Origin of the sequence: Parapedobacter luteus (assembly GCF_900168055.1) — a bacterium.
GTDB classification, from domain to species: Bacteria; Bacteroidota; Bacteroidia; order Sphingobacteriales; family Sphingobacteriaceae; genus Parapedobacter; species Parapedobacter luteus.
Map to the genome: position 1 here is coordinate 664,951 of NZ_FUYS01000002.1, position 23,192 is coordinate 688,142.

A 23,192-nucleotide genomic window follows, 5' to 3' on the forward strand; every position below is an offset into this window, starting at 1 on the left:
TCGTTATCCCCCGATACTAATCATACTCCGGTTGACAAGTTTGTCACCCGGCAAGTCTTTGAAGGGTATATCCCCAAATTGACCGCCAAGTCGCTCGGCTTTCCCTAAGATGTTTTTGCGTATGAATTGCTCCAGCGGTTTGCCGCTACGTAAGGCCGAAAGTAAATCGCTTTCGGTTTTCGAAAATAAGCAGTTTTTCATTTTGCCGTCTGCAGTGAGCCGCATGCGATTACACCCCGAGCAGAAAGGTGCACTCATTGTACTGATGATAGCAAACGTGCCCTGGTGACCCGGTACCTGGTAAGGTTGGCTTGTTGCATGGGGGTCGTGGCGAAGAGGTACGGCATGATACTGCTCGGTGACGAGATTCATGATTTCCTGTTTTGGAAAGACCTGGTCGCCGGTCCATCTGTTGCCTTCAAACGGCATAAATTCAATGAACCGTACATCGATCGGATCGTCTTTCGTCCATGCCACAAAACCAAGTACTTCATCGGCATTCACGCCATTCATGACCACGGTATTGATTTTTACATGGAATCCGCGATCAATAGCCGTCCGGATATTACGCATCGTCTGGCTGAATTTATCCCTACGGGTAAGTTGAAAGAACCGCTCGGCAGATAATGTATCCAGACTGATGTTGAGACTACGCACTCCAGCCAATTGCAAGGTATCGAGGTGCCGATGAAGCAGTGTAGCATTTGTTGTCAGTGTCAGTTCAACCGGCAATAACGAAAGGCGCATCAAAATATCATCAAAATCGCGTCTGGCCAAGGGCTCACCACCGGTGAGTCGAATTTTGGTCACCCCCAGACGGACAAATACGGCAGCAATCGCTTCAATCTCCGCCGGTTGCATGAGATGGCGCGTTGGCATGAAATCGTAATTTTCATCGGGCATGCAGTAGAAACAACGTAGATTACACAAATCAGTGAGTGATATACGCAGGTATGTATGATTTCGATCGTATGTATCCAGTATCATGATTCAGCGTAAGTTAATCATACGTTGGCAAATAGTTTGTTATAGGCGTCCCGGGTATCTACATCCACCGCCCCCAGCGGGAATGCCACAATGGCCACTTCATCGCCGAAGCTTTCAATCACATGTTTGGCTCCTGTGTCTCCGTTAAGCGCCAACAATAGCGGAAAGACTGATTGATGAAAGAGCGCGGGAACACCTTTCCTTCCCTCGTAGTAGCTGGCCGTAATCGGCGCCGCGGTCAGTCGCTGCTGGTTTATCAACGCTCGGAGATGTGCTGCGTCTACATATGGTTGGTCGCACAACATAACGATAAGATGTGCCACGTGTGGATGGTGGGTCATGACGTGTCGCACACCGCATACCAGCGAGGTAGCCATCCCCTCGGCGTAGTCGTTATTTACCACGGTGTCTACGCTGATATCCGCCAACTGTTTTGCCATTGCTGCCGCTTCGGATCCTAAAACCACAGTTGTGCTTCCTACTCCGGCCTCCAACGCTGCGCTGACGGCATGTTGCAGCAACGTGCGCTCTTGATAGCGCAATTGCTGTTTGGGTGTTCCCATCCGTTTAGATTCACCAGCCGCCAGCAGGAGCACACCATAGGTTTGCAAGGACGGATTAATGCGGGATTGCCGTTGGTGTATCCTGCCTGTCAAATCCCGGAGATGGCTGCCACGCCGGCCGGCGAATACGGCCTTTATTTCCGCTACCACAGCCAGGGCGATTTCCTCGGACGTTTCCGCGCCGATATCCAATCCAACCGGGCCGTAGACTTGTGCCCGTCTGTCTTGGGGAATGACAATCCCTTCTTCTTCCAACTCGTCCAGCATCCGTTGCCGTTTTTTTACAGGGCCTAATATCCCAACGTAGCCTGCAAGGCTGCCAACCACCGCCTTGAATATCGCTTTGTCATAGGCATAATTGTGAGACATTAACACAACAGCAGTCCGCTCGTCGATGCGTACGTTCTGCAACGCTTGCTCCGGTCCCGACACGATGACTTGGCAGTCCGGAAAACGACCGGTATTTGCATAATTAGGCCGGCCGTCTATCAAAGTAAGCTCCCATCCCAAAAGTTCAGCCAACCGGGCCAGCGGCAACACATCGTTGCCCGCCCCGGCTATAACTAAAGCTGGCGGCGGCGCCACATATTCGATACAGGCGAGAATAGCGGTTCCCCCCTCTTGCTCGGACTCATAGGCAATGAAAGCGGTGTGTTGTGCCGCCAGCACGCACTGCATATCCTTACTTATGCGCTCGCATGGCACGAGCGATGTACTGCCCGCTGTATGGATACCTTCCTCCGTCGCTGCGATGGTAGTGCCTTGTCTGCCATTCCTTTTATCGTCCGGTGTAAAAAACGTGACCAGGGCCGATGGCTGGCGGCTTGCCGCCACGCGCTTCAATAACGAAATAGGTGTCTCTTCAATGTGGCTGGTTAGCGGCTCAATCAGTACCCGGATAATCCCATCGCACCCCAGTCCGACGCCCAACACAGAGCCGCCTTCGTCCGAAGTGTCATAAGTGACCAGCATGGGGTGCTCATCCATCATCACAAGCAATGCTTTGCGGAGCGCGTCCCCTTCAAGGCAACCTCCACTAATCGCCCCGGTAAGCCGACCGTCTTCGGTAATCAACATGCGTGCACCTGCACTGCGGTAGGAAGAACCCTCGATATGCACGACAGTTGCCAATGCTGCTTTTTGTTGCTGTTTACAAGCCGTTTCGTAGGCTGCTATAATCTGCTTGATTTCTTTCATCGCTCTTACTGCCCTTCTCCAAAATTTTAATCGGCAACCGTTTCTGCCTCCAGGACAGCGTGGGCAAGCCGATCCGCGGCTTCGTCTACCTCTTCCGCACCGGTAAACCGACCCAAACTAATGCGGATGGTACGACTTGCCTCACCATCGCTCAGCCCCATCGCTTTCAGCACGTGTGACGGTCGCCGAACCAGACCGGAGCAGGCGCTTCCCCTGCTCAAAGCCAGGTATGGAGACAAGGAAAGCAACAGTTGTTCTGCATCACCCCGGGGCAACAACAGGTTGCTTACGTGGGGCAATCGATCCGCATGCCCATTGACCATTACGTGCGGGACATTGTTCCGCAACCTGTATTCCAGCCTATCGCGAAGTTGTTGCATTGCCGTAGCAGCCGCCGCCATTTCATAACGGCATAGCTCAGCGGCCTTGCCAAAGCCAACAATGCCGGGGATATTTAACGTGCCACTGCGGAGTCCCCCTTCATGGTCGCCTCCATGCTGCTGGGGCAGGACGTGTGCCCGCAGTTCGGCGTTCCGAACGACGAGCGCCCCGATCCCCTTAGGTCCGTACAGCTTGTGGGCCGAACAAACCAAGAGATCGATGGCATCCGCTCCGGCGTGCACCGGTATTTTGCCGACGGCTTGCGTGGCATCGCAGAGAAAGGGCACGCCATGTTTCCGGGCAATGGCCCCGATAAGCTTAACAGGATGAATAACCCCCGTCTCGTTGTTGGCATACATGAGCGCGATACAGATGGTATCGTCGCCGATGGAAGCTTCCAGCGCTTTGATATCGATTCTTCCCTGCCTATCCACCTCAAGATAAGTAACCCGGCAGCCTTTTGTCTCCAAGTACGCACACGTATCCAAAACTGCTTTATGCTCCGTCTTACAAGTGACAATGTGACTATCTCGCCCGGCATTCGCTTCGGCAATCCCTTTGAGTGCCAAGTTGATGGACTCGGTAGCTCCCGAGGTAAAGACCAGATCTTGCGGGCGGGCGCTAATCAGCCGGGCAACTTGCTCCCGGGCATCTTCAACGGCCTGCTTAGCCTGCCATCCATAGCGATGATCGGCACTTGCAGCATTGCCGTATTGCTCGGTAAAGTAGGGCAGCATGGCCTCCACCACTCGTGGGTCGCAAGGAGTCGTTGCGTTGTAATCCAAATATATAGGCCGTCGTCCCATTTCAGGCAAATAATCCACTCTTGACAAATGGTTGCGTCCGAAGGCGCACGCCAGTAGCGGCATAGGCCGCGTTGGCAACGGCGGGTCCAGCCGGAGGCAATCCCGGCTCACCCAATCCTGTCGGATCGATGTCACTTTCAATAAACTGGATCTCAATTTCCGGGACCTCCGCCATGCGAATCATCCGATAGGTATTGAAATTCAGCTGGTCCGGCTTACCCCGTGTCAGCGTCAGTTCGGGATACATCGCATGGCCAATGCCGTCTATGATACCGCCTTCCACCACATTTTCAGCACCGCTTTTATTGACGACAATGCCACAATCGACCGCACAGTATATTCTCTTGATCTTCAACTTCCCATCGTCACGTTTTTCCACTTCGGCTACCTGTGCCACGTAGGAGTTGAACGAATATTGCGCTGCAACGCCCTGGAATATGTTCGGTCCTTTAGGTGTACCCCACCCGGCCATCGCTGCTGCCTTTTTGATGACGCCAGCAAAGCGGTCCGGATCGTACTCCAGCTCACCGGCAGGCTGTTGCTTGGCCTGTTCGAGCACCTCCAGCCGGAAGGTCACCGGATCTTTCCCAATGGCATGGGCGACTTCATCAAAAAATGACTGTTCCGAAAAAGCAATAAAGTTATGGATGGGGCCTCGCCAAGGAGCAGTGGTCACCGGTGTTTTATACTCCTGCGCATCCACCTGCAGGTTAGGTACAGCGCCGGCGGGGAAGCTACCTGCCCGGGCCGGGTTACCTGTCGTACCGACAGACTGATGTTGCCATGCAATAAGCCGGCCGTCGGCATCCACGGCGGCCTTATACCGATATGTACACATTGGTCGGTAATAGCCGCCCCCCATATCGTCCTCCCGCGACCAAATGAGGTTTACTGGTACCCCCGCCGTTTTGGATACCAGGGCAGCCTCTTCTACAAAGTCAGACATGAGCCGCCGGCCGAATCCCCCTCCCATACGGGTCATCATCACCGTGACCTTCTCTTCCGGTACATCCACAAGCTTGGCCACCGTGGCCCGTGTCCGCTCCGGCGTCTGTATCGGTCCGTAAAGCTCCACGCCATCGGCACGTACGTCAGCATAAAAATTCATCGGCTCCATGGTGTTGTGTGCAAGGAACGGCGCTTCATAGACCGCCTCGAAGACCTTAGCCGCATTGTTGTAAGCTTGCTGCACATCACCATCCTTCCGTTGGGGATCACCGGCCGGGCGCCTTGCCACGATTTCCCGGAACTTGCGCTGGTAGTCTGCCGTGCTTTCCATCTGCTCGCCGTCTTCCCATTCAGCCTTAATTTTCTTCGCTCCTTGCATCACTTCCCAAGTAGACCGGCCCAATACGGCTATCTTGTTATCGATCCGAAGTACACGCTCTACACCTTGCTGCTGCAACGTTTCGGTATCATCATAGGCTTTGAGTGTCTGGCCAAAAGCGGGTGGCCGCACCAGTGCGGCGTATCTCATCCCTTCGCGTTTGGTATCGATGCCATATTTGTATTGTCCGGTCACGATGGCGCTATTGTCGACATTCGGAATCCATTGGCCGATGATGGCAAAAGATGCGATAGGTTTGACAGGTACATCCTCCGGCACTTCCAGCGTCGCGGCCCGCTCCACGAGCTCACCATAGCCAAGTTTCCTTCCCGAATCATGGTGGATGACCTGCCCCTTTTCGGTCGTGCAGTCCCCGGGTGCAACATCCCACGTGGCCGCTGCCGCGTTGATGAGCATCTGCCGCGCGGTAGCTCCCGCTTTGCGGAAAGACTCCCAGCTATCGCGGACTGAGCCGCTGCCACCGGCGATTTGCCGGCGATATTTGCCGGTATCCAATCCGGCTTGTTCGACCTTGACATCCTGCCAATCGACATCCAGCTCCTCAGCTACCAGCATCGGCAAGGCGGTCTTTACCCCCTGGCCAATTTCCGGATTGGGGTTCATCAGGGTAACCTCACCATTGGTGTCTATTTTCACAAATGCGTTCAGTTCGTATATCACGCCGGCTTCCTGCTGCGGCCCACACGAAGAAAAGAGTTTAAAGCCCAATACCAGCCCTCCCCCGGCAAAAGCACTGATCCGTATAAAATCCCTCCTACTTACGGTATGTTGTTGCGTATTCATTTTATATACTGTTTAGTGATGGTTAATCCATGAATTGCATGAGTCCTTCCGGCATTAAGCCCCTTCGGCAGCCAATTTAATCGCTTTCTTGATGCGATTGTAGGTGCCGCAACGGCAAATGTTGGTCATGGATTCATTGATCGCCTCATCCGTTGGATTTGGATTTTTTTTCAAAAGCGCCACCGCGGTCATGATTTGTCCCGCCTGGCAATAACCACATTGAGGGACATCGATCTGTTCCCATGCCCGCTGCACGGGGTGGCTGCCATCCGCGGAAAGACCTTCGATGGTCGTAATCGACTGGTTAGCGGCACTTTCTACAGGGATAGCACATGAACGCACCGCTGCATCGTCGATATGTACCGTGCAGGCGCCGCATTGCGCGATACCACATCCGAACTTTGTTCCCGTAAGACCGATGACGTCCCGAAGTACCCACAGTAACGGCATTTGCGGGTCTACATCCACTTCGTATGCCTTTCTGTTGACGGTTAACTGTATTGTTGCCATATGAGTTGTTTAGTTAGTTCATTTTTAATCCTTGGGGAATCAAGGGCAGCTGATGCAGCCTGACGCCCGTTGCGTCGGCGATGGCGTTACGTATAGCAGGCGCAGTCCCGACGATAGGCGTCTCGCCCGCCCCCGCCGACGGAATGTCTTTTTGATCAATCAGCACAATATCCAGCGGAGGAATATCAGCAAAGCGCGGCACGCGATAAGTAGACAATGTCGGGTTCAAGATGCGGCCATCCTTAAAATCGATGGCTTCGAACAATGCACCGCCAAGTCCCTGCAAAATGGCGCCAAGCACCTGATTTTCGAGGTGTTTGGGATTGACGATGGCTCCGCAGTCATAGGCAGCCACCAACCGTACGACCTCCAATTGTCCGTTGGCCTGTCCATAGGCCACTTCCGCACACGTAGCGATATAAGAATTTTTGACGAAGCCGCAAGCTATGCCGAAACCATGTCCCGGAGCCTTCTTCCCTCCCCAGCCAAATCGATCCGCAGCCGCCGTCAATACGCCGCGCATGCGTACATCGGTCAATTGACTTAACCGGAACTCCAGTGGATCGCGCTGCAATAGCCTTGCCAAGTCATCCACCATGCATTCGATGGCAAATACATTGGCCGTAGCGGCCAATGCCCGATATGACCCCTGCCTAAGCGGCGTCCGCGATGGATGGTACCGGATGTGCTTCACGCCCGCCTCATAAGGGAGATCGATGCCTGCGTTGCCTGAATTATAATTATGGAATTCCCATGAAGCAATGGTGCCATCGTCCTTCAATGCGGCAGCCACCTCGATGAGCCCAGCCGGCCGGAAATAGGCCCACTTGAACTCCTCTTCGCGGGTCCAAACGATTTTCACCGGTTTGCCTACTACTTTGGCCAGCCGTGCCGCTTCCAGGGCGGCCTCACCACTATGCTTGCCACCATAAGCCGAACCCGTATCAGGCATAATCACCCGCACCTGTTCCTTGGCCAGGGAAAACGCCCCTGCAAGCTCTTCCTGTACCCCAAAAGGCCGTTGTGTGCCAGTCCATACCGTCAACTGGCCGTCGTTCCATTCCGCTATGGCGGCCCGGGGTTCCAAGGGTACATGCGCGATATACTGCACTTCCACCCGATGTTCCAACCGGTGTGTTGAAGCCTCAAATAAACGGCGGGCCTCCTGTCGATCGTCTTCATCCCCCCCACCGTGCCGTGCATTGTCTTTGAGGTAAGCGAAGAGTTCCGCTTTTGACGGTTGCGGCGTGGTATTCCATTGCGCTGCTATACGGGCTAATGCATTGGCTGCGGTTTGCGGATCCGGGGCTGTCACGCCAATAAAATCAGCTGTTTGGACAACCGTTACATGGGGCATCGCTTTTGCCTTTGTTACATCCACGGCAGCCAGCGTCGCCCCATAGGCGGGAGGTCGGAGTATTTTCCCATAGACCATATCGGGCAGTACCATATCCGACGTATATTGGTGTTTGCCCGTAACGAAGTCCCGCCCGTTTATTTTAGGGATCGACGTGCCTGCCACTGTCCATTGCTCAGCTGCGGTCAGCGTTACCGCTTCATTTATCGGTATCAGCAACTTCTCCCCACGGGTGAGGGTCCCATACGCCAACGTTTTGCCCGATGAGCCATCCACAATTTTTCCGGCTTCCGCCCGCAATGCCGTGGCGGGCACTTTCAATGCTTTTGCTGCTTTTTCCAGCAGCGCTTCCCGGAGGGACGCGGCGGCTTTGCGCAGTTGCGGGCCCATATAGGGTGTCGTGCGACTGCCGAAGGTGCCGGCATCGTAAGGTGTCAGTGATGTATCGCCCATAATGAGCGCTATGTGTTGTATAGGTACAGCGAGTTCTTCGGCCACCACCTGCGCCAACGACGTCCGGATATTCTGGCCCACCTCTACTTTGCCGGTAAACACGGACACGCTGCCATCTTCATGGATATGTATCCAGGCAGCAATGGTGTTTTCATCTGCGGCCAACTGCTCGCTCACCGGTGGCGCGTCCGACCAACCGTATACGCATGACTGGGATAGGGCGACCGCGATGCCACCACCAAGCAGACGAAAAAAATTTCGCCTGGTAACGACCTTACTGGAAGTGGCTATCCTTAACCGGTCCGGCGTTTCTTCCGGATATCGTATGGAGTTTTCCATGGTTGTCATGGTCAATTTGTCCATGGGATCTTCTTTTGCTAAACGTTACTTATGGCCTCGATGATGCGCGGATAAGCGCAGCAACGGCAGATGTTTATTTGCATGGCATCAATAATCTCCTGCCGGCTTGGCTTAGGACTTTTATTGGTTAAAGCGACTGCCGAAATAATCATTCCGGACGTACAATAAGCACATTGAAAGGCGTCTTCATCCAGGAAAGCTTGCTGCACCGGATGGAGCCGGCCGTCTTTCGCCAACCCTTCGATCGTGACCACTTCTTTGTGCTGAACGCTACCGACGGGCGTAATACATGACGCCGTAGCATGCCCATCAATGAGCACCCGGCACGCCCCGCATATTCCCTCTCCGCAGCCATATTTACTGCCCGTAAGTTTCAGGTGTATCCGTAAGACATCCAGTAAACTGGTATTCTCCGGCGTATCGATATCATATTCATTGCCATTTATGTGGAGTTTCATAAGCAGGAAGTTAATGAGTCGGCACCGCTTTATTTGATACGTGAAATCAAATATAACAGTAACGGCGAACTTATGCAAACCGTGACCGTATTGTTACGAACGGAGCCTGTCGATGGCCATGTTGGCAGTCACGCCGGTACTTTGACGTCATTGCGTCCTTTTTTGCGCCAGCTCTTCAAGCCTTTTTTGTACATAATCTACATACCGGCTTTCTTCTGGGGGCGGGTTCTGTTTCAGGTATAGGCGGTAGTACCGCAGCGCATTGCGCGTATCGTTGAGCTTACGATCATAAAGCACCGCAAGGCTGTAATAATGTATAGGAATGACGCTAAAGTGAAAGCTGCGCAGGTAGCTCGATGCGGATGCAGACGGCTGGTTGGCCAAATCGTGTAGGTCGGCCTTGCGTCCATAATAAAATGCCGTGTTGGGCGAAATGGCGAGTTCCAATACGTTATCCATACACGCCAACGCCTCCTTATAGTGTTTCAAGGCCTTATGCGCCATGGCCAGGTAATAGTAATCAATTTCGCCCATCCGATCGTGAAGCGCAAGCAACCGGTTATAGGTTTCAATACAGCCATTAAAATCGTCCCGATGGAAATACCCCTTAGCCAGCAGGCCCAGCACTTGCTGGCTTTCATCACCGAGGGCCACCAGCTGTTTTCCCAGCTCCACCATCTCCCCGTATCGCTTGAGCTTATCAGCCACCAGCAGCTTGCCAAGTAACAGCGTACCATGCTGCGGGTCGGCCTTCAGCGCTTCCTGCAAAACCGTATCGGCTTCATGATAACGCTCCAAATCCATACACAATCTGGCGAAATCGTAGGCAATATCACTGTTCGCCGGTTGTATCTGATTTGCCCGCTTGAGATTCACATAGGTCAAATCGAAATTTCCTTGCCTCCTCATCAGGCCAGCGAGCGCATGATAAGCCCCTACATGATTGGTATCTATCGCTACAACACGATCGTAATAGCCAACCGCCGAGGGGTATTGTCCCCGCTGCACATTGATAGCGGCTAAATTCAGCAATACCGAAACATCCAGGCTATCCAACATGTGCAACTGCCGATAATACCGTTCCGCATGGATGTAGTCTCCGGCCATAAGGTAGCAATAGCCCAACCGACTTAATACAGCAGGTTCAGCGATGCTGTCCGGATAAAAACTTAGCAGGTATTCAGCAGCATCAGCATATCGGCGAGCTTGATAGAACTCAACCAATTTGTTATTATCCAACTGCTGGCCAACGGCCGTTTCCAACATTCCCAACAGCCAGATGCCAATTGCCGCAACAACATGGGTGGTACTTCTCATCGATACATTCGTTAACTAATAAACCTTCCGACAACTCAATCGCTCGGATTTCTATAACTAAAACCTTTGCAATATAACTAATTAGTTAGTTTAATCAAAACTTTTTTCATTTTCCCCTGTTTAATATCATAAAAAAGACATGATGGATAAGTTGAAAAAATTTGAACTGATGGAGAAAATTGTCCGCGAGTTGGAAGATTTAAAACGAAGCCAACAGGCGGTTTTGGAAAAAATAGGCAAGATAGAGGTTGATAACATCGAATTGGGAGATAGCCGCCTCGAAAGGGTACTACCCGATATTTATCAACGCACGGCCGAAAATTCGGACGCAATTACCGAATTACTGAACAGCTTTGCAGAAAAAACGGATGACTTTGCGGCAAAAAACAACGTCAACCAATTGAGGCAGCAGCAGGAGTTAACCGGTAACCGAAATACGTAGGGGTGATATCGGTTCCAGACAAGCAGACCTGGCGCAGCCTGCACGACGGCGACACGATTTATAAACGTAAAAGTCCCGATTGTTGAACAATCAGGACTTTTTTTAAGTTTATAACGAGTCAGTTTGCGCCATAAAAATATGGAAAATGGCCTAACTTGCCAATTAATTTATTCGGAAAAGTCATATTTTTTTAAAAATATATTATAAGAATATCTAAACCAACACATTAGCAAAAACAAGATTCCTGTTTGATTGCTATAACCGTTTATAAAAATATAAGATTGCGGCCATGCCCAAAGGTCTTTCGCTCAACGTATAGTAACCGTCTCCTTCGCGGGAAAACGCGATGGCCTCGCCTTGTGGTTCAGGAATATACGGCAACGTTACCGCAGGCCTCTTCAACATGTCCGGTATGGTCTCACCGGGTTTTCGTTTCCAATAAAATACCGCCACCAGATTTTTGACCAAAAGTTCCTGCCCGTCTGCACTGATGGCAGCCGAAGTGGCAAAGGCGAGTGGCAAGTTACCTGCCTTCTTCAGTACCAGTGTGTCTACAGGGCCGGATGGCAGATCCGTATAATAGACACCTACGGAAAGCTCCCGTTTACTGATAATGTACAGGCGTTCGTCTTGAGGATCAAAAAATAACGATTCGGCGTCTCGTGGACCGTCTTCGTATTTCAGTATGATGGAGCATATACCTGTTGGCGGTATCGTATCCACCACCGGCGAACGGACCGTCACCTTGGGTTCTTCAAAGATATGTACGGCAACGTAAGGATATTGCGCTTTATTATCGCCGATATCGCCGACGATGATATAATTCGTTCCATGCCGTCTCATGATGCCGATATCCTCCCAGTCGCGGGCCACAACGCCTTTCAGGTAGCATGTCTTCTTAAGCTGTGCCGAATCGTTTATGAGGAATATCCTTGCATGATCGCCGCTGTCATTGTGGGTCCAGAAATTCCCCGGATTCCGTACCGAAGCGACGAGCCCGGAAGCCTCCTTGATCTCGTCATAGCTGAGACTACCTTTGGCTTCCCGCTCGCCGAATGCGCCCCTCTCCTGCCCGTTTGTATGATTCGTCAGCAAGCTGCATACAACCAAGGCATAGCATACATAAATGATCTGCCGCATGATGCCAAGTTACGAATTAATTTTCTGCCAAAACATTTTCCCTATCTTTGTAGCCTAATTTATGCCTTATGCATATACATCAATTTTACGACAAAGGGTTGGCACAAGCTTCTTATGCCATCATAAGCGAGGGTCAGATGGCTTTAATCGACCCGGCACGCAACCCAAAGTCCTATTTGGATTATGCCGCGGAGCATCAAGCAACAATCGTTGCCGTCATTGAAACCCATCCGCATGCTGATTTTGTCAGTGGACATCTGGAACTGCGTCAACTCACGGGAGCAACCCTTTATACCAGCAAGCTAGTCGGCGCGGAGTATCCGCACGTTCCTTTTGACGACGGCGACCAGCTTGCGCTTGGCAAGTTAGTATTACGGGCCATCAATACACCTGGGCATTCGCCCGACAGCATTTGCATTTTGCTCGTTGACGAAAATGATAAACCTCACGCAATATTTACGGGCGATACGCTATTTGTCGGCGACGTAGGGCGGCCTGATTTACGAGAAAATGTGGGAAACATCACTGCGAAAGCGGTGGCATTGGCCAAACAGCTATACCGTTCCACTCGGGAGAAGCTGATGACGCTGCCGGCTGACGTGCTGGTTTACCCAGCGCATGGCCCCGGCTCCCTTTGCGGCAAAAATATGGGCGACGATCTGACCAGTTCCGTTGGGCGGGAGATCCATCACAACTATGCCCTGCAACCGATGAGTGAAGATGAGTTTGTAGCATTAATTATCGAACAGCAGCCGTTCGTTCCGGGCTACTTTGAATACGACGTGATGCTCAACAAGAAAGGTGCTCCTGCATTCGAGGCAAGCATTGAAGCGGCTCCCTTGCTCAACAGCCCTGCTGAAATTAGCGCGGGTATCCTTATCGTTGACGGCCGGCCGCAGGATCAATACCGTGCCGGGCATTTACCCGGTAGCATCAACATACCGGACGGACTGCGATTTGAAACATGGCTGGGCACGATTGTCCAACCAAATGAAGTGTTTTACTTATTGGGTGGGGACCGCCAGCAGCTGCGGACGCTTCTCGAGAAGGTTGCCAAGATTGGTTACGAGCAGCAGGTGAAGGGACTACTGGCAATTACCGATGGAGCAGCGCAGACCACCCCGTTTAACAAGGAGCATTTTATAGACCACCAACAGGATTACACCATTGTGGATATCCGCAATCGCCATGAGGTGTCGTCCAATCCGATTTTTAATGAATCCATTAATATACCCTTGAACGAACTTCGCTCGCAAGCCCATCTTATCCCGGCTACCCGCCCTATTGTCGTGCATTGCGCGGGAGGATATCGATCGGCAATCGGTTCAAGTATCCTTGCGGCTACGTTGGCCGATACGGTTATACAGGATATGAGTACAGCTATTCTGGATTTTTCTCCTGGAAAATGATCTGGCAGTTCGTTACCTGGGCGGGGCTGATCGTCGGAAATGTGCAGCAGGATTCAACAGCTAATCCGGGATTTGCCGATCAGCTGAACCGTGTTTATCGGCATACCGTTCCGACAGTGACGGTAAGCGAGCTAAAGGCAATGATGAAACAAGGTATCGTTATCCTGGATGCACGGGAGCAGGAAGAGTACGAGGTGAGCCATATGAGGCATGCGCAGCATGTCGGTTACGTATGGTTCGATATGCGCAAAATATATAATATTCCAAAGACCGACACCATCGTTGTTTATTGCGCAATCGGCAATCGCGGCGAGCGTATCGGCGAAAAGCTAAGAAAAGCGGGGTACCAGCATGTATATAACCTATTCGGCGGCATATACGAATGGGTAAACCAACGCAATCCGGTGTACAACAGGAATAATGTACAAACCACCAAAATTCACATATATGAGCCCAGCTGGTCCAAGTGGCTTGAATATGGAACACGCATACATTAATGCGCGATAGGCTACAGGCTATACGATGGCATGTTCTTTGGCCGCAAGGTAGCGTTCAGCTTCCAGTGCAGCCATACAGCCTGTTCCCGCAGCTGTGACCGCTTGGCGATAGATGTGATCCTGTACATCACCGCAAGCGAATACGCCCTCGATATTCGTTCGTGTACTACCCGGGTGGGTGATCAGGTAACCATTGGTATCCATATCCAGGATTCCCTTAAAGAGTTCGGTATTCGGTTTATGGCCGATGGCTACAAAGAACCCGGTTACCGGAAGCAGCCGCTCTTCCAATGTTTGGTTATGATATACCAGTACACCAGTGACGCTCTGGCCATCTCCGATGATTTCCTTCGCCTCGGTGTTGTAATGTATTTCGATATTTGGCGTGTTCAAGACGCGATGCTGCATAGCTTTTGAAGCCCGGAATTCATCTCTGCGCACGAGCATATGTACCTTATTGGCAAGCTTCGCCAAATAAGTCGCTTCCTCGGCCGCGGTGTCTCCGGCCCCTACAATGGCGACGTCCTGTCCCCGGAAAAAGAACCCATCACAGACCGCACAGGCCGATACACCAAAGCCGTTGTATTTTTGTTCACTTTCAAGCCCCAACCACTTGGCCGTAGCGCCCGTAGCGATGATAACGGTTTCCGCCGTTACGGTTTTTTCTCCATCGACCACCACGCGGTGTACATCATTCGAAAACTCCACGGACGTAATGTATCCAAAACGTATATCGGTACCAAAGCGCTCGGCTTGTTTCCTGAAATCTTCCATCATTTGGGTACCTTGTACGCCATCGGGATAACCGGGGAAGTTTTCCACGTCAGTCGTTTGCGTAAGCTGGCCGCCCGGCACTATACCCGTATAGAGAACAGGTTTCAGATCAGCTCGGGCAGCATAAATAGCCGCTGTATATCCCGCAGGGCCCGAACCGATAATTAGGCATTTTATGTGTTCGTTTTCTTGTAACATGGTCGTTTTTTTGACATGCAAAAATACAGGTTTATCCCGGCTAATTCAACATGCGTTTGTCATTTCCCAAACTTCTCTTGCAGGCTTTTCAACATGTCAGCGGTTATGGGGCCAGGCTTTTGTTTAGGGCGTTGATGATGCTGTTGTGCATGGTCACGTTTCTCCTGCTTAGGCTGTGCGGTACCGGGAGCGGGCTTCGGTTGGTTCTCCGATTTATTTGTGACAGCACGTTGTTCCTTTTGCTTTGCCCGAAATCGCTGCCATATCGCATCCAAACATTTTTTTGTATACAATGGAAAATCGCCCTGCATCATCCATGAATAATAACTGGGTTCAATGGCGAATACCTCTTCGACGGTGCGCCCTTTGTGTTTACCGAAGTTGAACACTTCTTCACCTTGTTCATTGAAGACCATCCGTCCCGCAAAATCCACTGGTCGGGTTAGGTTCGTAAACCGGTGCAGCGCTTCGACATCGTTGACCACCGGTACGCATTTATTGCCGAGCTTATCTTCCCATTCCATGCCTTGGTATCGATCCAATTGTGATTTCAACACTTCGTAGGTAGCCTTTACATCGTTTTCGGCACTGTGGGCATTATTCAGTTCACAATTGCAATAGAAGCGGTAAGCCGCCTTCAACGTGCGCTGCTCCATTTGATGGAAGATGTTTTGCACGTCGACGAAGTGCCGTCCCTCCAATGAAAAATCAACGCCCGCGCGGATAAACTCTTCCATGAGCATCGGAATGTCAAACTTATTGGAGTTGTATCCTGCCAAATCCGAGTCTCCGATAAAGTCGGCTAATTCTTGAGCCACTTCCTTAAAAACCGGGGCGTCCTGAATATCTTTATCATAAATACCGTGAAACAAAGACGATTCCATCGGTATAGGAATTCCGGGATTAATTTTAAGCGTTTTTACCTCTTCACTGCCATCTGGAAAAACCTTGAGGATGGAGATTTCCACAATGCGGTCTGCAGACACATTGACGCCCGTTGTCTCCAAGTCAAAAAATGCCAGTGGACGGTTTAATTTGAGATTCATGATAAAGTTGTTTTGCGGAGTGCTTTTAGGTATAGACAAGTGATTAATTGAAATCAGTTAAATAGCATAATACCCAACAGAATACCAACCACCATAATTACATATAGCAGAATTTCATTTCCGGCAAAACGTTTATACCGTGTCCAAAAACTATAATCTTCTTTCTCCGGTTGTTTGATTTCCATTGCGACGCAAAGGTAAACATTATTTCCGATTCTACCCCCATGCTGCCGCGTTAGTTACTCCGTTATAATTCGTATTCCATATGCTCGCAGCTTATGCCTGCGGTCATCAGCAGTTGCACAACCGCCTCGGGCTCAAAATCTAAGGCCACCACACGAAGAATCCGATCACAGTCTTCCAGGTCAAAACTCCATTGCCTGATGGCATCGATCGACCGGAATAATGACGCAACTCGCTCCACATGCGCAGGGGTGTCCACACTGGTTTTGAAAATAAATACTTCATTCATCGTATTCCTGTTTAGTTATGGCGTTACACGTCGCCCTTTTGTTCCTGCTCATCGGCCTCATGCTTCCAGCCACATGCTTTCCAGCGCATATATGCCCCAAAGCGGCTTTTATCTGCCTCGGTCATCGGACTGAAAGCGCCGTGATCGTCCTTTTTCTTCCATCGGCCTCTCCCCCCCTTCGCCCCGTCTCCGCCGAAGCCGAATAAAATTTTACAGAGGAAAAACAAGGCCACGGCCTGCCAAAATGTTATCGTGTTTACCCCCAATAAGGCAGGCAACGTATAGTTCCATAACATCATCACCAAATAACCCACCAATATCACGAACGCAGCAGCCATAATCGGGATCAATACAAACCGCATTTTACTTTTAAATAACTTTTCCATGTTTACTTATCAATCAATTAATTCATCATAAAAAATTTTCAGCTGTTTCCTCAAGTGCAACACCGCGTGGTGCTTCCGCGACACCAGTTTGCCAACGGGTTCGCCGGTGAATTCGGCGATCTCCGCGAAAGGAATACACTCCAGTTCATGCCACACGAATACATCCCGTTGTGCCGGAGGCAACTCATCCAAGGCGGCATAAAACCGCTGCCAGATCACACGTTCGCGATAAGCGGTCTCCGGATTGCTATCGGTAACCATGGAACCCACAGCCTGCACGGCATCCTCTTCCCCATTCGCTTGGTATTTCAGCGGCACTTCCGATTTTTTTCGCCGTTTATCGATAATTTTATTTCTTGCTACGCGGTAAAGCCACGCCCCCATTTGTTCAACCGGCCGCGTGTTAATTACCGCACTCAGCTGATACCACACGTCCTGCAAGATGTCCTCTGCATCAGCGTCATTATTTACATATTTCCGGATAAAGCCAAGCAACCCGTTTCGATGGGACGTTATGGTCGCTGTGATTTTGCTTTGTTTTTCCTGAGTCATTTTCGGCACATTACCGTAATAGCATCTCGCTGTCTGTTTATATAGACGAATAGGTCATGAAAACATTTCAAAAAATTTTACTTTTGTTGCTTACCTTTGCACCATGCAAGTATATTTAGACAATGCAGCCACCACGGCGCTCGACCCCGAAGTCCTCAGCGCCATGGTGGAAACGATGGAAAAATATTATGGTAATCCTTCGTCCATCCATGCGCATGGCAGGCAGGTAAAGGCCATCGTCGAACAGGCACGTAAGACGGTAGCAAGATTGCTAAACGTGGCCCCCGCCGAGATTTTTTTCACATCAGGAGGCACCGAGGCCGACAATACGGCCATCGTACGCGGCATTATCGATCATGGCATCACCCACGCCATCACCTCCCCGTTGGAGCATCATGCGGTATTACACACACTGGAAGAATTGCAAAAAAGCGGCGTTATCCGCCTCACCCTGCTTAACGTTGATCAGCAAGGGCGTGTAGACCTCCACCAATTGGAAAAATTATTGAGCGAAAGCCCGCGTTCATTTGTATCGTTGATGCATGCCAATAACGAAATTGGCACCTTGACAGACATCGAGTACGTGTCGGCACTCTGTAAACAATACAATGCGCTTTTCCATTCGGATACGGTGCAAACCATGGGGCACTATGTGCATGACCTGGCGAAGTTGCAGATCGATTTCGTGACGGGCGCTGCGCATAAATTCCATGGCCCGAAAGGCGTCGGATTTCTTTATGTAAATCACAACACGAAAATCAAGCCTTTCATTTATGGCGGGGCACAAGAACGCAATATGCGTGGAGGCACCGAAAATGTCTATGGCATCGTCGGATTGGCCAAAGCGCTTGAGCTCGCCTATGCACACATCGACGAACACCGCCAATACATTCAAGGATTAAAGGATTACATGATCGCTCAGCTGAAAGCGTCCATCCCGGACATTCGTTTCAATGGAGACATCAGTCCCCAAAACAGTCTGTATACGGTGCTTAACGTTTCATTTCCCTGTACCGACATTGCGGATATGATGTTATTCAACCTCGACATTTCGGGTATTTCCGCCTCCGGCGGAAGCGCGTGCAGTTCGGGTTCGGACATCGGTTCGCATGTGCTCAACGCTATAGGGTCTGACGCCAAACGGCCCTGCGTCCGGTTCTCGTTCTGCAAAAACAACACCCGTCAGGAAATTGATTTCGTGGTGGGCAAACTACGCGAACTCTGCCTGGAAAAAGCATAACGGCGTCCGGCTTCGTACGTCAGATAATTCCCAATTTCTCCAAACATTGGCAGCTACCGGCTGTTGTCCTTTTAGTAATAAGACATAGAAAGGAGAGCAATCATGGATAGGAAAAATCAAGTAACGGAGAACATTCCAAGCAACAACAGGAACGACAAGCCATCAGCAAAAAAGGCAAAGGATGAAAACGAAGTGGTGGCGGAAGCCGAACAGGTAATCGACATGGACAAAGAAAGCTTTGCCGATCGCAATCACAAAAGAAAACATGATTCCCCGGCGGACGTTAGCAACCCTGGAACGGTGTAGTTATTCGTCGTCACCGTCCTCCATACTGGTTGCAGCATGAAAAGCAGCCCGCAATTCGGACAGGGCATGCAGGTCGCGCTTACTTTCCGCCGCCTGCATGCCCTTTTCATAGACGGCTATGGCATCTGCTTTTCTTTCCAAGGCCTCATATAATTTAGCTAAATGGTAGTAGGTTCCCACATAATCGGGATGTTTGTCCAGCAACTCCTCATAATACCGAAGTGCATTATCGACTTGCCCCAATTTTAGATATTCAGTGGCCAGCGCATATTTAAGGAAAGGATCAGACGGACTCTCCGCGAGGAAACCAATCAACTGCTGTAATCGTTCGCTCATCAACGTACTATTTAAGCCACAAACTTACGACTTTTCACGGTACTTCCCGTGTGGAGCGCCATCCTTCCGCTTGTATAAAAGCAAAAGTTTGTCGATGTTTGTAGAAAACCAGTGTTATGAACATATTAGTATGCATCAGTAACGTTCCGGATACGACCTCGAAAATTACCTTTTCCGACGGCAATACCTCACTCAACACGAGCGGAATTCAATATATCATCAATCCGTATGATGAGATCGCGTTATCGAAAGCGATCGGCCTGGCCGAAGGGGGTAAAAGCACGGTGACCGTTCTCAATGTTGGCGAAGCGGGTACCGAAGCAACCATCAGAAAAGCGCTGGCCACCGGTGCGGATGAGGCTGTCCGTATCGATGCCGCACCCCGTGACGGGTGGTTTGTAGCTCATCAAATAGCCAGTTATGCCAAAAGCAGATCGTTCGATCTGATTCTGACCGGCAGCGAATCCATCGACTACAACGGCGCACAGGTAACCGCATTTGTCGGGGAGCTCCTGGGTATACCCTCGGTGTCCATAGCGAAGAAAATTGAGATAAACGGCGGTATGGCCACCGTCGAACAGGAAATCGAAGGCGGCAAAGAAGTGCTGTCTATCCCGCTTCCCCTGATTGCGGGCACGGCCGAAGGCGTTGCCGAGCCCCGTATCCCAAACATGCGCGGTATCATGGGCGCCCGCACCAAGCCATTGGCAATCGCCGAACCGGTGGATGTCCCTGTGCTGTCGAGCATTGTCCGGTACGAGACTCCTGAGCCCAGGGGTACGGTTACATGGGTGGACGCTGGAGACATCGACAAACTGGTTGATCTGCTTCGTCACAAAGCCCGGGTGATTTAACCATTGTATGAACTTGTAGAACACGAATATAGCGAACATGTCAATTTTAGTATATGCCGAACATGCCGATGGCACATTCAAAAAATCTGCATACGAAGCAGTCTCCTATGCCAAGGCCATTGCTGATATCACGAATACATGGGTTACAGCGGTAACCATCGGTGATATATCCACATCCGAGCTGGCGTCTCTTGGTCATTACGGCGCAACGACCGTGTTGCATGTGTCGTCAGAGCAACTCAACCGATTTATCAATCAAGCATACGCGTCCGTCGTAGCAGCAGCCGCCAATCACGCCAATGCGGACCTGGTGATTGTTTCCAATTCTTTCAGCGGAAAAGGCTTAGCACCCCGGATAGCTGCCAAGCTCGGTGCCGGGTTAGCTGACGGGGCAGTGGAACTGCCCGTTGTCGAAGGAAATAAACTGACGGTTAAGAAAACTGCTTTTTCAGGTAAAGCTTTCGCCTTTACCGAGCTGATTTCCGATAAAAAGGTTATTTCACTCAATATCAATGCTTTCGAGGCACAGGAAACAGGGGACACCCCCCAGATCGAGACGTTTAGCCCACCTATCGAGGAACGCGACTTGGCGACTATCGTCGAAGAAATTGTCCGCATCACGGATAAAGTATCACTGCCCGAGGCCGAAATCGTGGTCTCCGCAGGCCGTGGCCTCAAAGGCCCCGAAAACTGGGGGATGATCGAGGAACTTGCAGACGCACTTGGTGCCGCCACCGCCTGCTCAAAACCGGTGTCGGACGCCGGTTGGCGCCCCCATTCGGAGCATGTCGGCCAAACCGGCATCACAGTAAGCCCCAATCTGTATATCGCCATCGGAATATCTGGCGCCATTCAGCATTTAGCAGGGATCAGTGCTTCAAAGACCATCGTAGTCATCAACAAGGACCCCGAGGCGCCGTTCTTCAAAGTAGCTGATTACGGCGTCGTCGGCGATGCCTTTGAGGTGATACCCAAGCTTACAGCGGCCATCAAGGCTTATAAAGGCCATTAATGGATGGGATTTGCCATGGATACCGCTAATTTTATAGCAGAAATGAATAAAGGAAGCGGAATTTTTCAATAACAATTCGCATCTTTGTGATCGTGCATCGAATCAGGCATGAAAAAGATTAAATTAGATATCGTCGGTTTATCCTACAGTCAAACCCAATCGGGAGCTTATGCATTGGTTTTGGGAGAAGTCTCGGGCCGCCGCCGTCTACCAATCATCATCGGTGGATTTGAAGCACAAGCCATCGCCATCGAAATCGAAAAGATGACGCCCAGCAGGCCATTAACCCACGATCTATTCAAAACATTTGCCGAAACCTATCACATCCGTATCGATGAAGTGATTATCTACAACTTAGTGGATGGCATCTTTTATGCCAAAATCATCTTCAACGACGGCCATAAGCAAACTGAGATAGACGCTCGGACATCGGATGCAATCGCATTGGCCGTGCGGTTCAAGGCACCGGTATATACCTACGAATTCATCCTGGCTTCTGCAGGCATCGTCATCGAGGGCAATGATTTTGTATTCCTTGAAAATATCGAGTCATCGGGTGCCAATGATCCGGAGATCATGGCTTCGAAAGAAACCTCTTCGTTTGCATCGATGACCGATGATCAACTGCAAGAAACGCTATCGAAGGCATTGGCAGAGGAAATGTATGAAAAGGCAGCCCGTATCCGGGATGAAATCACCCGAAGGAAATCGTCTTAACACGACGAGGTTTCTTGTTCTCAGTCGTCGTTAACCTAACAATGACATGTCAATAAAAATCCGACTCATCGTCATGAACTTCCTGCAATTCTTTGTATGGGGTTCTTGGCTCATTTCCCTCGGTGGATATATGAGTACCCAATTGGGATTCTCCGGTCTGCAAATCGGGTCAGTTTATTCAACGATGGGTATTGCGTCTGTTTTCATGCCGGGGTTGCTGGGCATCGTGGCCGACCGATGGATCAATGCCGAGCGCGTATTTGCTGTTTCGCATTTCATCAGCGCAGGGGCGCTCATTGCGGCCACCCGTGTGACCGATTTTCAAATGTTCTATTCCTTAATGCTCGTCAACTCGCTGTTTTACATGCCTACCCTCGCCTTGTCCAACTCCGTATGTTACAACGTTTTGACCCGCAAGGGATACGATGTGGTCAAAGCCTTCCCTCCCATCCGTGTATGGGGCACGGTAGGGTTTATTGTAGCCATGTGGACGGTCGATTTCATGGGCTGGACCAAAAGCACCTTCCAGCTCTATCAAGCTGCAGGTGCAGGCATTTTTTTAGGCTGCTATGCATTCACCGTACCGCCGTCCCCACCTTTCCTTGATGAGACCCGTAAAAAGTCGCTCGCATCTTCACTGGGCCTGGATGCGTTTGTCTTGTTTAAACACAGGGATACAGCCTTGTTTTTTATTTTTTCGCTGTTGCTCGGCGCAGCGTTACAAATAACCAACGCCTTCGGCGGCCCGTTCCTCGATGATTTTAAGACCACCTATCCCGATTCGTTTGGCGTACAGCATCCCAACCTTTTGTTGTCTATATCCCAGATTTCCGAAACATTTTTTATTTTGCTGATCCCCTTCTTTTTGACGCGGTTTGGTATCCGGAACGTGATTCTGTTTAGCATCTTCGCCTGGGTACTCCGCTTCGCCCTTTTCGGCCTCGGCAATCCCGATGACAAGCTTTATCTCCTGATATTATCGATGATTATCTATGGGATGGCTTTTGATTTCTTCAACATTTCCGGTTCGCTGTATGTCGAGAAAGTCGCCGAACCGAAAATCCGTTCCAGCGCACAGGGGGTATTTATGATTATGACCAATGGCTTCGGCGCTATCGTCGGCGGATATGGTAGCGGCTGGGTAGTCGACCACTTTACCACGGAAGGAATACGAGACTGGCCAAGTATCTGGTTCACATTTTCGGGTTACGCCTTGGCTTTGGCCGTGTTGTTTCTGTTGGTATTCCGCGATAAACGGATAGCCGTACGGTAGATAAGGCGGCCACCTACC

At 50.7% G+C, this 23,192-nt stretch carries 24 protein-coding genes; 9 read left to right on the forward strand and 15 right to left on the reverse strand.

The annotated features are described in order from the left end of the window. Window positions 1-3 precede the first annotated feature (3 nt). From moaA to B5X72_RS06175, 8 genes are all read right to left on the reverse strand, one after another. Complete coding sequence (moaA, locus tag B5X72_RS06140) at window positions 4-987, reverse strand: GTP 3',8-cyclase MoaA (RefSeq protein WP_079715924.1); 984 nt, start codon at window positions 985-987, stop codon at window positions 4-6. Window positions 988-1,004: 17 nt separating this feature from the next. Next, a complete protein-coding gene (locus B5X72_RS06145; RefSeq protein ID WP_079715925.1) occupies window positions 1,005-2,747 on the reverse strand; it encodes an XdhC family protein in 1,743 nt (580 codons plus the stop codon). Window positions 2,748-2,773: 26 nt separating this feature from the next. Next, complete coding sequence (locus B5X72_RS06150; protein WP_079715926.1) at window positions 2,774-3,934, reverse strand: cysteine desulfurase family protein; 1,161 nt, start codon at window positions 3,932-3,934, stop codon at window positions 2,774-2,776. Window position 3,935: 1 nt separating this feature from the next. Next, window positions 3,936-6,065, reverse strand: a complete 2,130-nt coding sequence (locus B5X72_RS06155; protein ID WP_079715927.1) for a xanthine dehydrogenase family protein molybdopterin-binding subunit — start codon at window positions 6,063-6,065, stop codon at window positions 3,936-3,938. A 54-nt stretch (window positions 6,066-6,119) separates the two neighbouring features. Continuing rightward, window positions 6,120-6,575: a (2Fe-2S)-binding protein gene (locus B5X72_RS06160; protein ID WP_079715928.1), complete on the reverse strand. Its 456-nt coding sequence runs from the start codon at window positions 6,573-6,575 to the stop codon at window positions 6,120-6,122. A gap of 13 nt (window positions 6,576-6,588) precedes the next feature. Next, window positions 6,589-8,748 carry a xanthine dehydrogenase family protein molybdopterin-binding subunit gene (locus B5X72_RS06165; RefSeq protein ID WP_217698097.1) on the reverse strand — a complete coding sequence of 720 codons (2,160 nt, stop codon included), beginning with the start codon at window positions 8,746-8,748 and terminating at the stop codon, window positions 6,589-6,591. A gap of 14 nt (window positions 8,749-8,762) precedes the next feature. After that, window positions 8,763-9,203 (reverse strand): (2Fe-2S)-binding protein, encoded by a 441-nt coding sequence (locus B5X72_RS06170; protein ID WP_079715929.1) that lies wholly within the window; start codon window positions 9,201-9,203, stop codon window positions 8,763-8,765. A gap of 147 nt (window positions 9,204-9,350) precedes the next feature. After that, the gene (locus B5X72_RS06175; RefSeq protein WP_079715930.1) at window positions 9,351-10,520 is read right to left on the reverse strand and encodes a tetratricopeptide repeat protein; all 1,170 of its coding nucleotides are present in this window, start codon (window positions 10,518-10,520) and stop codon (window positions 9,351-9,353) included. Between the two features lie 142 nt (window positions 10,521-10,662). Here B5X72_RS06175 and B5X72_RS06180 point away from each other — a divergent pair, with 142 nt between their 5' ends. Continuing rightward, window positions 10,663-10,962 (forward strand): hypothetical protein, encoded by a 300-nt coding sequence (locus tag B5X72_RS06180; protein ID WP_079716048.1) that lies wholly within the window; start codon window positions 10,663-10,665, stop codon window positions 10,960-10,962. A gap of 255 nt (window positions 10,963-11,217) precedes the next feature. Here B5X72_RS06180 and B5X72_RS06185 read toward each other — a convergent pair whose 3' ends face one another. Further along, entirely contained in the window at window positions 11,218-12,102 is an 885-nt protein-coding gene (locus B5X72_RS06185; protein ID WP_079715931.1) for a hypothetical protein, read from the reverse strand. 68 nt (window positions 12,103-12,170) lie between these two features. Between B5X72_RS06185 and B5X72_RS06190 the strand changes: the two genes are divergently transcribed. Both B5X72_RS06190 and B5X72_RS06195 read left to right on the forward strand, forming a co-directional pair. Continuing rightward, on the forward strand, window positions 12,171-13,511 hold the full coding sequence (locus tag B5X72_RS06190; RefSeq protein WP_079715932.1) for an MBL fold metallo-hydrolase: 1,341 nt from the start codon (window positions 12,171-12,173) through the stop codon (window positions 13,509-13,511). Next, the gene (locus B5X72_RS06195) at window positions 13,508-14,008 is read left to right on the forward strand and encodes a rhodanese-like domain-containing protein (RefSeq protein WP_079715933.1); all 501 of its coding nucleotides are present in this window, start codon (window positions 13,508-13,510) and stop codon (window positions 14,006-14,008) included. The genes B5X72_RS06190 and B5X72_RS06195 overlap by 4 nt, the downstream gene beginning before the upstream one ends. A gap of 18 nt (window positions 14,009-14,026) precedes the next feature. On the opposite strand, the gene trxB is transcribed toward B5X72_RS06195, so the two are convergent. The 5 genes from trxB to B5X72_RS06220 all read right to left on the reverse strand — a co-directional run bounded on the left by trxB (window position 14,027) and on the right by B5X72_RS06220 (window position 17,436). After that, window positions 14,027-14,980, reverse strand: coding sequence for a thioredoxin-disulfide reductase (gene trxB, locus B5X72_RS06200; RefSeq protein WP_079715934.1), 954 nt, complete (start codon window positions 14,978-14,980; stop codon window positions 14,027-14,029). A 59-nt stretch (window positions 14,981-15,039) separates the two neighbouring features. Beyond that, window positions 15,040-16,026 carry a 3'-5' exonuclease gene (locus tag B5X72_RS06205; protein WP_079715935.1) on the reverse strand — a complete coding sequence of 329 codons (987 nt, stop codon included), beginning with the start codon at window positions 16,024-16,026 and terminating at the stop codon, window positions 15,040-15,042. A 247-nt stretch (window positions 16,027-16,273) separates the two neighbouring features. Further along, window positions 16,274-16,498 carry a hypothetical protein gene (locus tag B5X72_RS06210; protein WP_079715936.1) on the reverse strand — a complete coding sequence of 75 codons (225 nt, stop codon included), beginning with the start codon at window positions 16,496-16,498 and terminating at the stop codon, window positions 16,274-16,276. Between the two features lie 23 nt (window positions 16,499-16,521). Then, on the reverse strand, window positions 16,522-16,884 hold the full coding sequence (locus tag B5X72_RS06215) for a hypothetical protein (RefSeq protein ID WP_079715937.1): 363 nt from the start codon (window positions 16,882-16,884) through the stop codon (window positions 16,522-16,524). 9 nt (window positions 16,885-16,893) lie between these two features. Further along, a complete protein-coding gene (locus tag B5X72_RS06220; RefSeq protein WP_079715938.1) occupies window positions 16,894-17,436 on the reverse strand; it encodes an RNA polymerase sigma factor in 543 nt (180 codons plus the stop codon). Between the two features lie 103 nt (window positions 17,437-17,539). Here B5X72_RS06220 and B5X72_RS06225 point away from each other — a divergent pair, with 103 nt between their 5' ends. Then, a complete protein-coding gene (locus tag B5X72_RS06225) occupies window positions 17,540-18,676 on the forward strand; it encodes a cysteine desulfurase family protein (RefSeq protein WP_079715939.1) in 1,137 nt (378 codons plus the stop codon). A gap of 102 nt (window positions 18,677-18,778) precedes the next feature. Next, window positions 18,779-18,982 carry a hypothetical protein gene (locus tag B5X72_RS06230; protein WP_079715940.1) on the forward strand — a complete coding sequence of 68 codons (204 nt, stop codon included), beginning with the start codon at window positions 18,779-18,781 and terminating at the stop codon, window positions 18,980-18,982. Here the strand turns inward: B5X72_RS06230 and B5X72_RS06235 are convergent, their stop codons facing one another. Beyond that, on the reverse strand, window positions 18,983-19,318 hold the full coding sequence (locus B5X72_RS06235) for a tetratricopeptide repeat protein (RefSeq protein WP_079715941.1): 336 nt from the start codon (window positions 19,316-19,318) through the stop codon (window positions 18,983-18,985). A 116-nt stretch (window positions 19,319-19,434) separates the two neighbouring features. Here B5X72_RS06235 and B5X72_RS06240 point away from each other — a divergent pair, with 116 nt between their 5' ends. From B5X72_RS06240 to B5X72_RS06255, 4 genes are all read left to right on the forward strand, one after another. Then, window positions 19,435-20,172: an electron transfer flavoprotein subunit beta/FixA family protein gene (locus B5X72_RS06240; protein ID WP_079715942.1), complete on the forward strand. Its 738-nt coding sequence runs from the start codon at window positions 19,435-19,437 to the stop codon at window positions 20,170-20,172. A gap of 37 nt (window positions 20,173-20,209) precedes the next feature. Then, on the forward strand, window positions 20,210-21,184 hold the full coding sequence (locus tag B5X72_RS06245) for an electron transfer flavoprotein subunit alpha/FixB family protein (protein ID WP_079715943.1): 975 nt from the start codon (window positions 20,210-20,212) through the stop codon (window positions 21,182-21,184). A gap of 108 nt (window positions 21,185-21,292) precedes the next feature. Beyond that, window positions 21,293-21,901, forward strand: a complete 609-nt coding sequence (locus B5X72_RS06250; protein ID WP_079715944.1) for a bifunctional nuclease family protein — start codon at window positions 21,293-21,295, stop codon at window positions 21,899-21,901. Between the two features lie 46 nt (window positions 21,902-21,947). Then, entirely contained in the window at window positions 21,948-23,174 is a 1,227-nt protein-coding gene (locus tag B5X72_RS06255; protein ID WP_079715945.1) for a nucleoside permease, read from the forward strand. The last annotated feature ends 18 nt before the right edge of the window (window positions 23,175-23,192 follow it).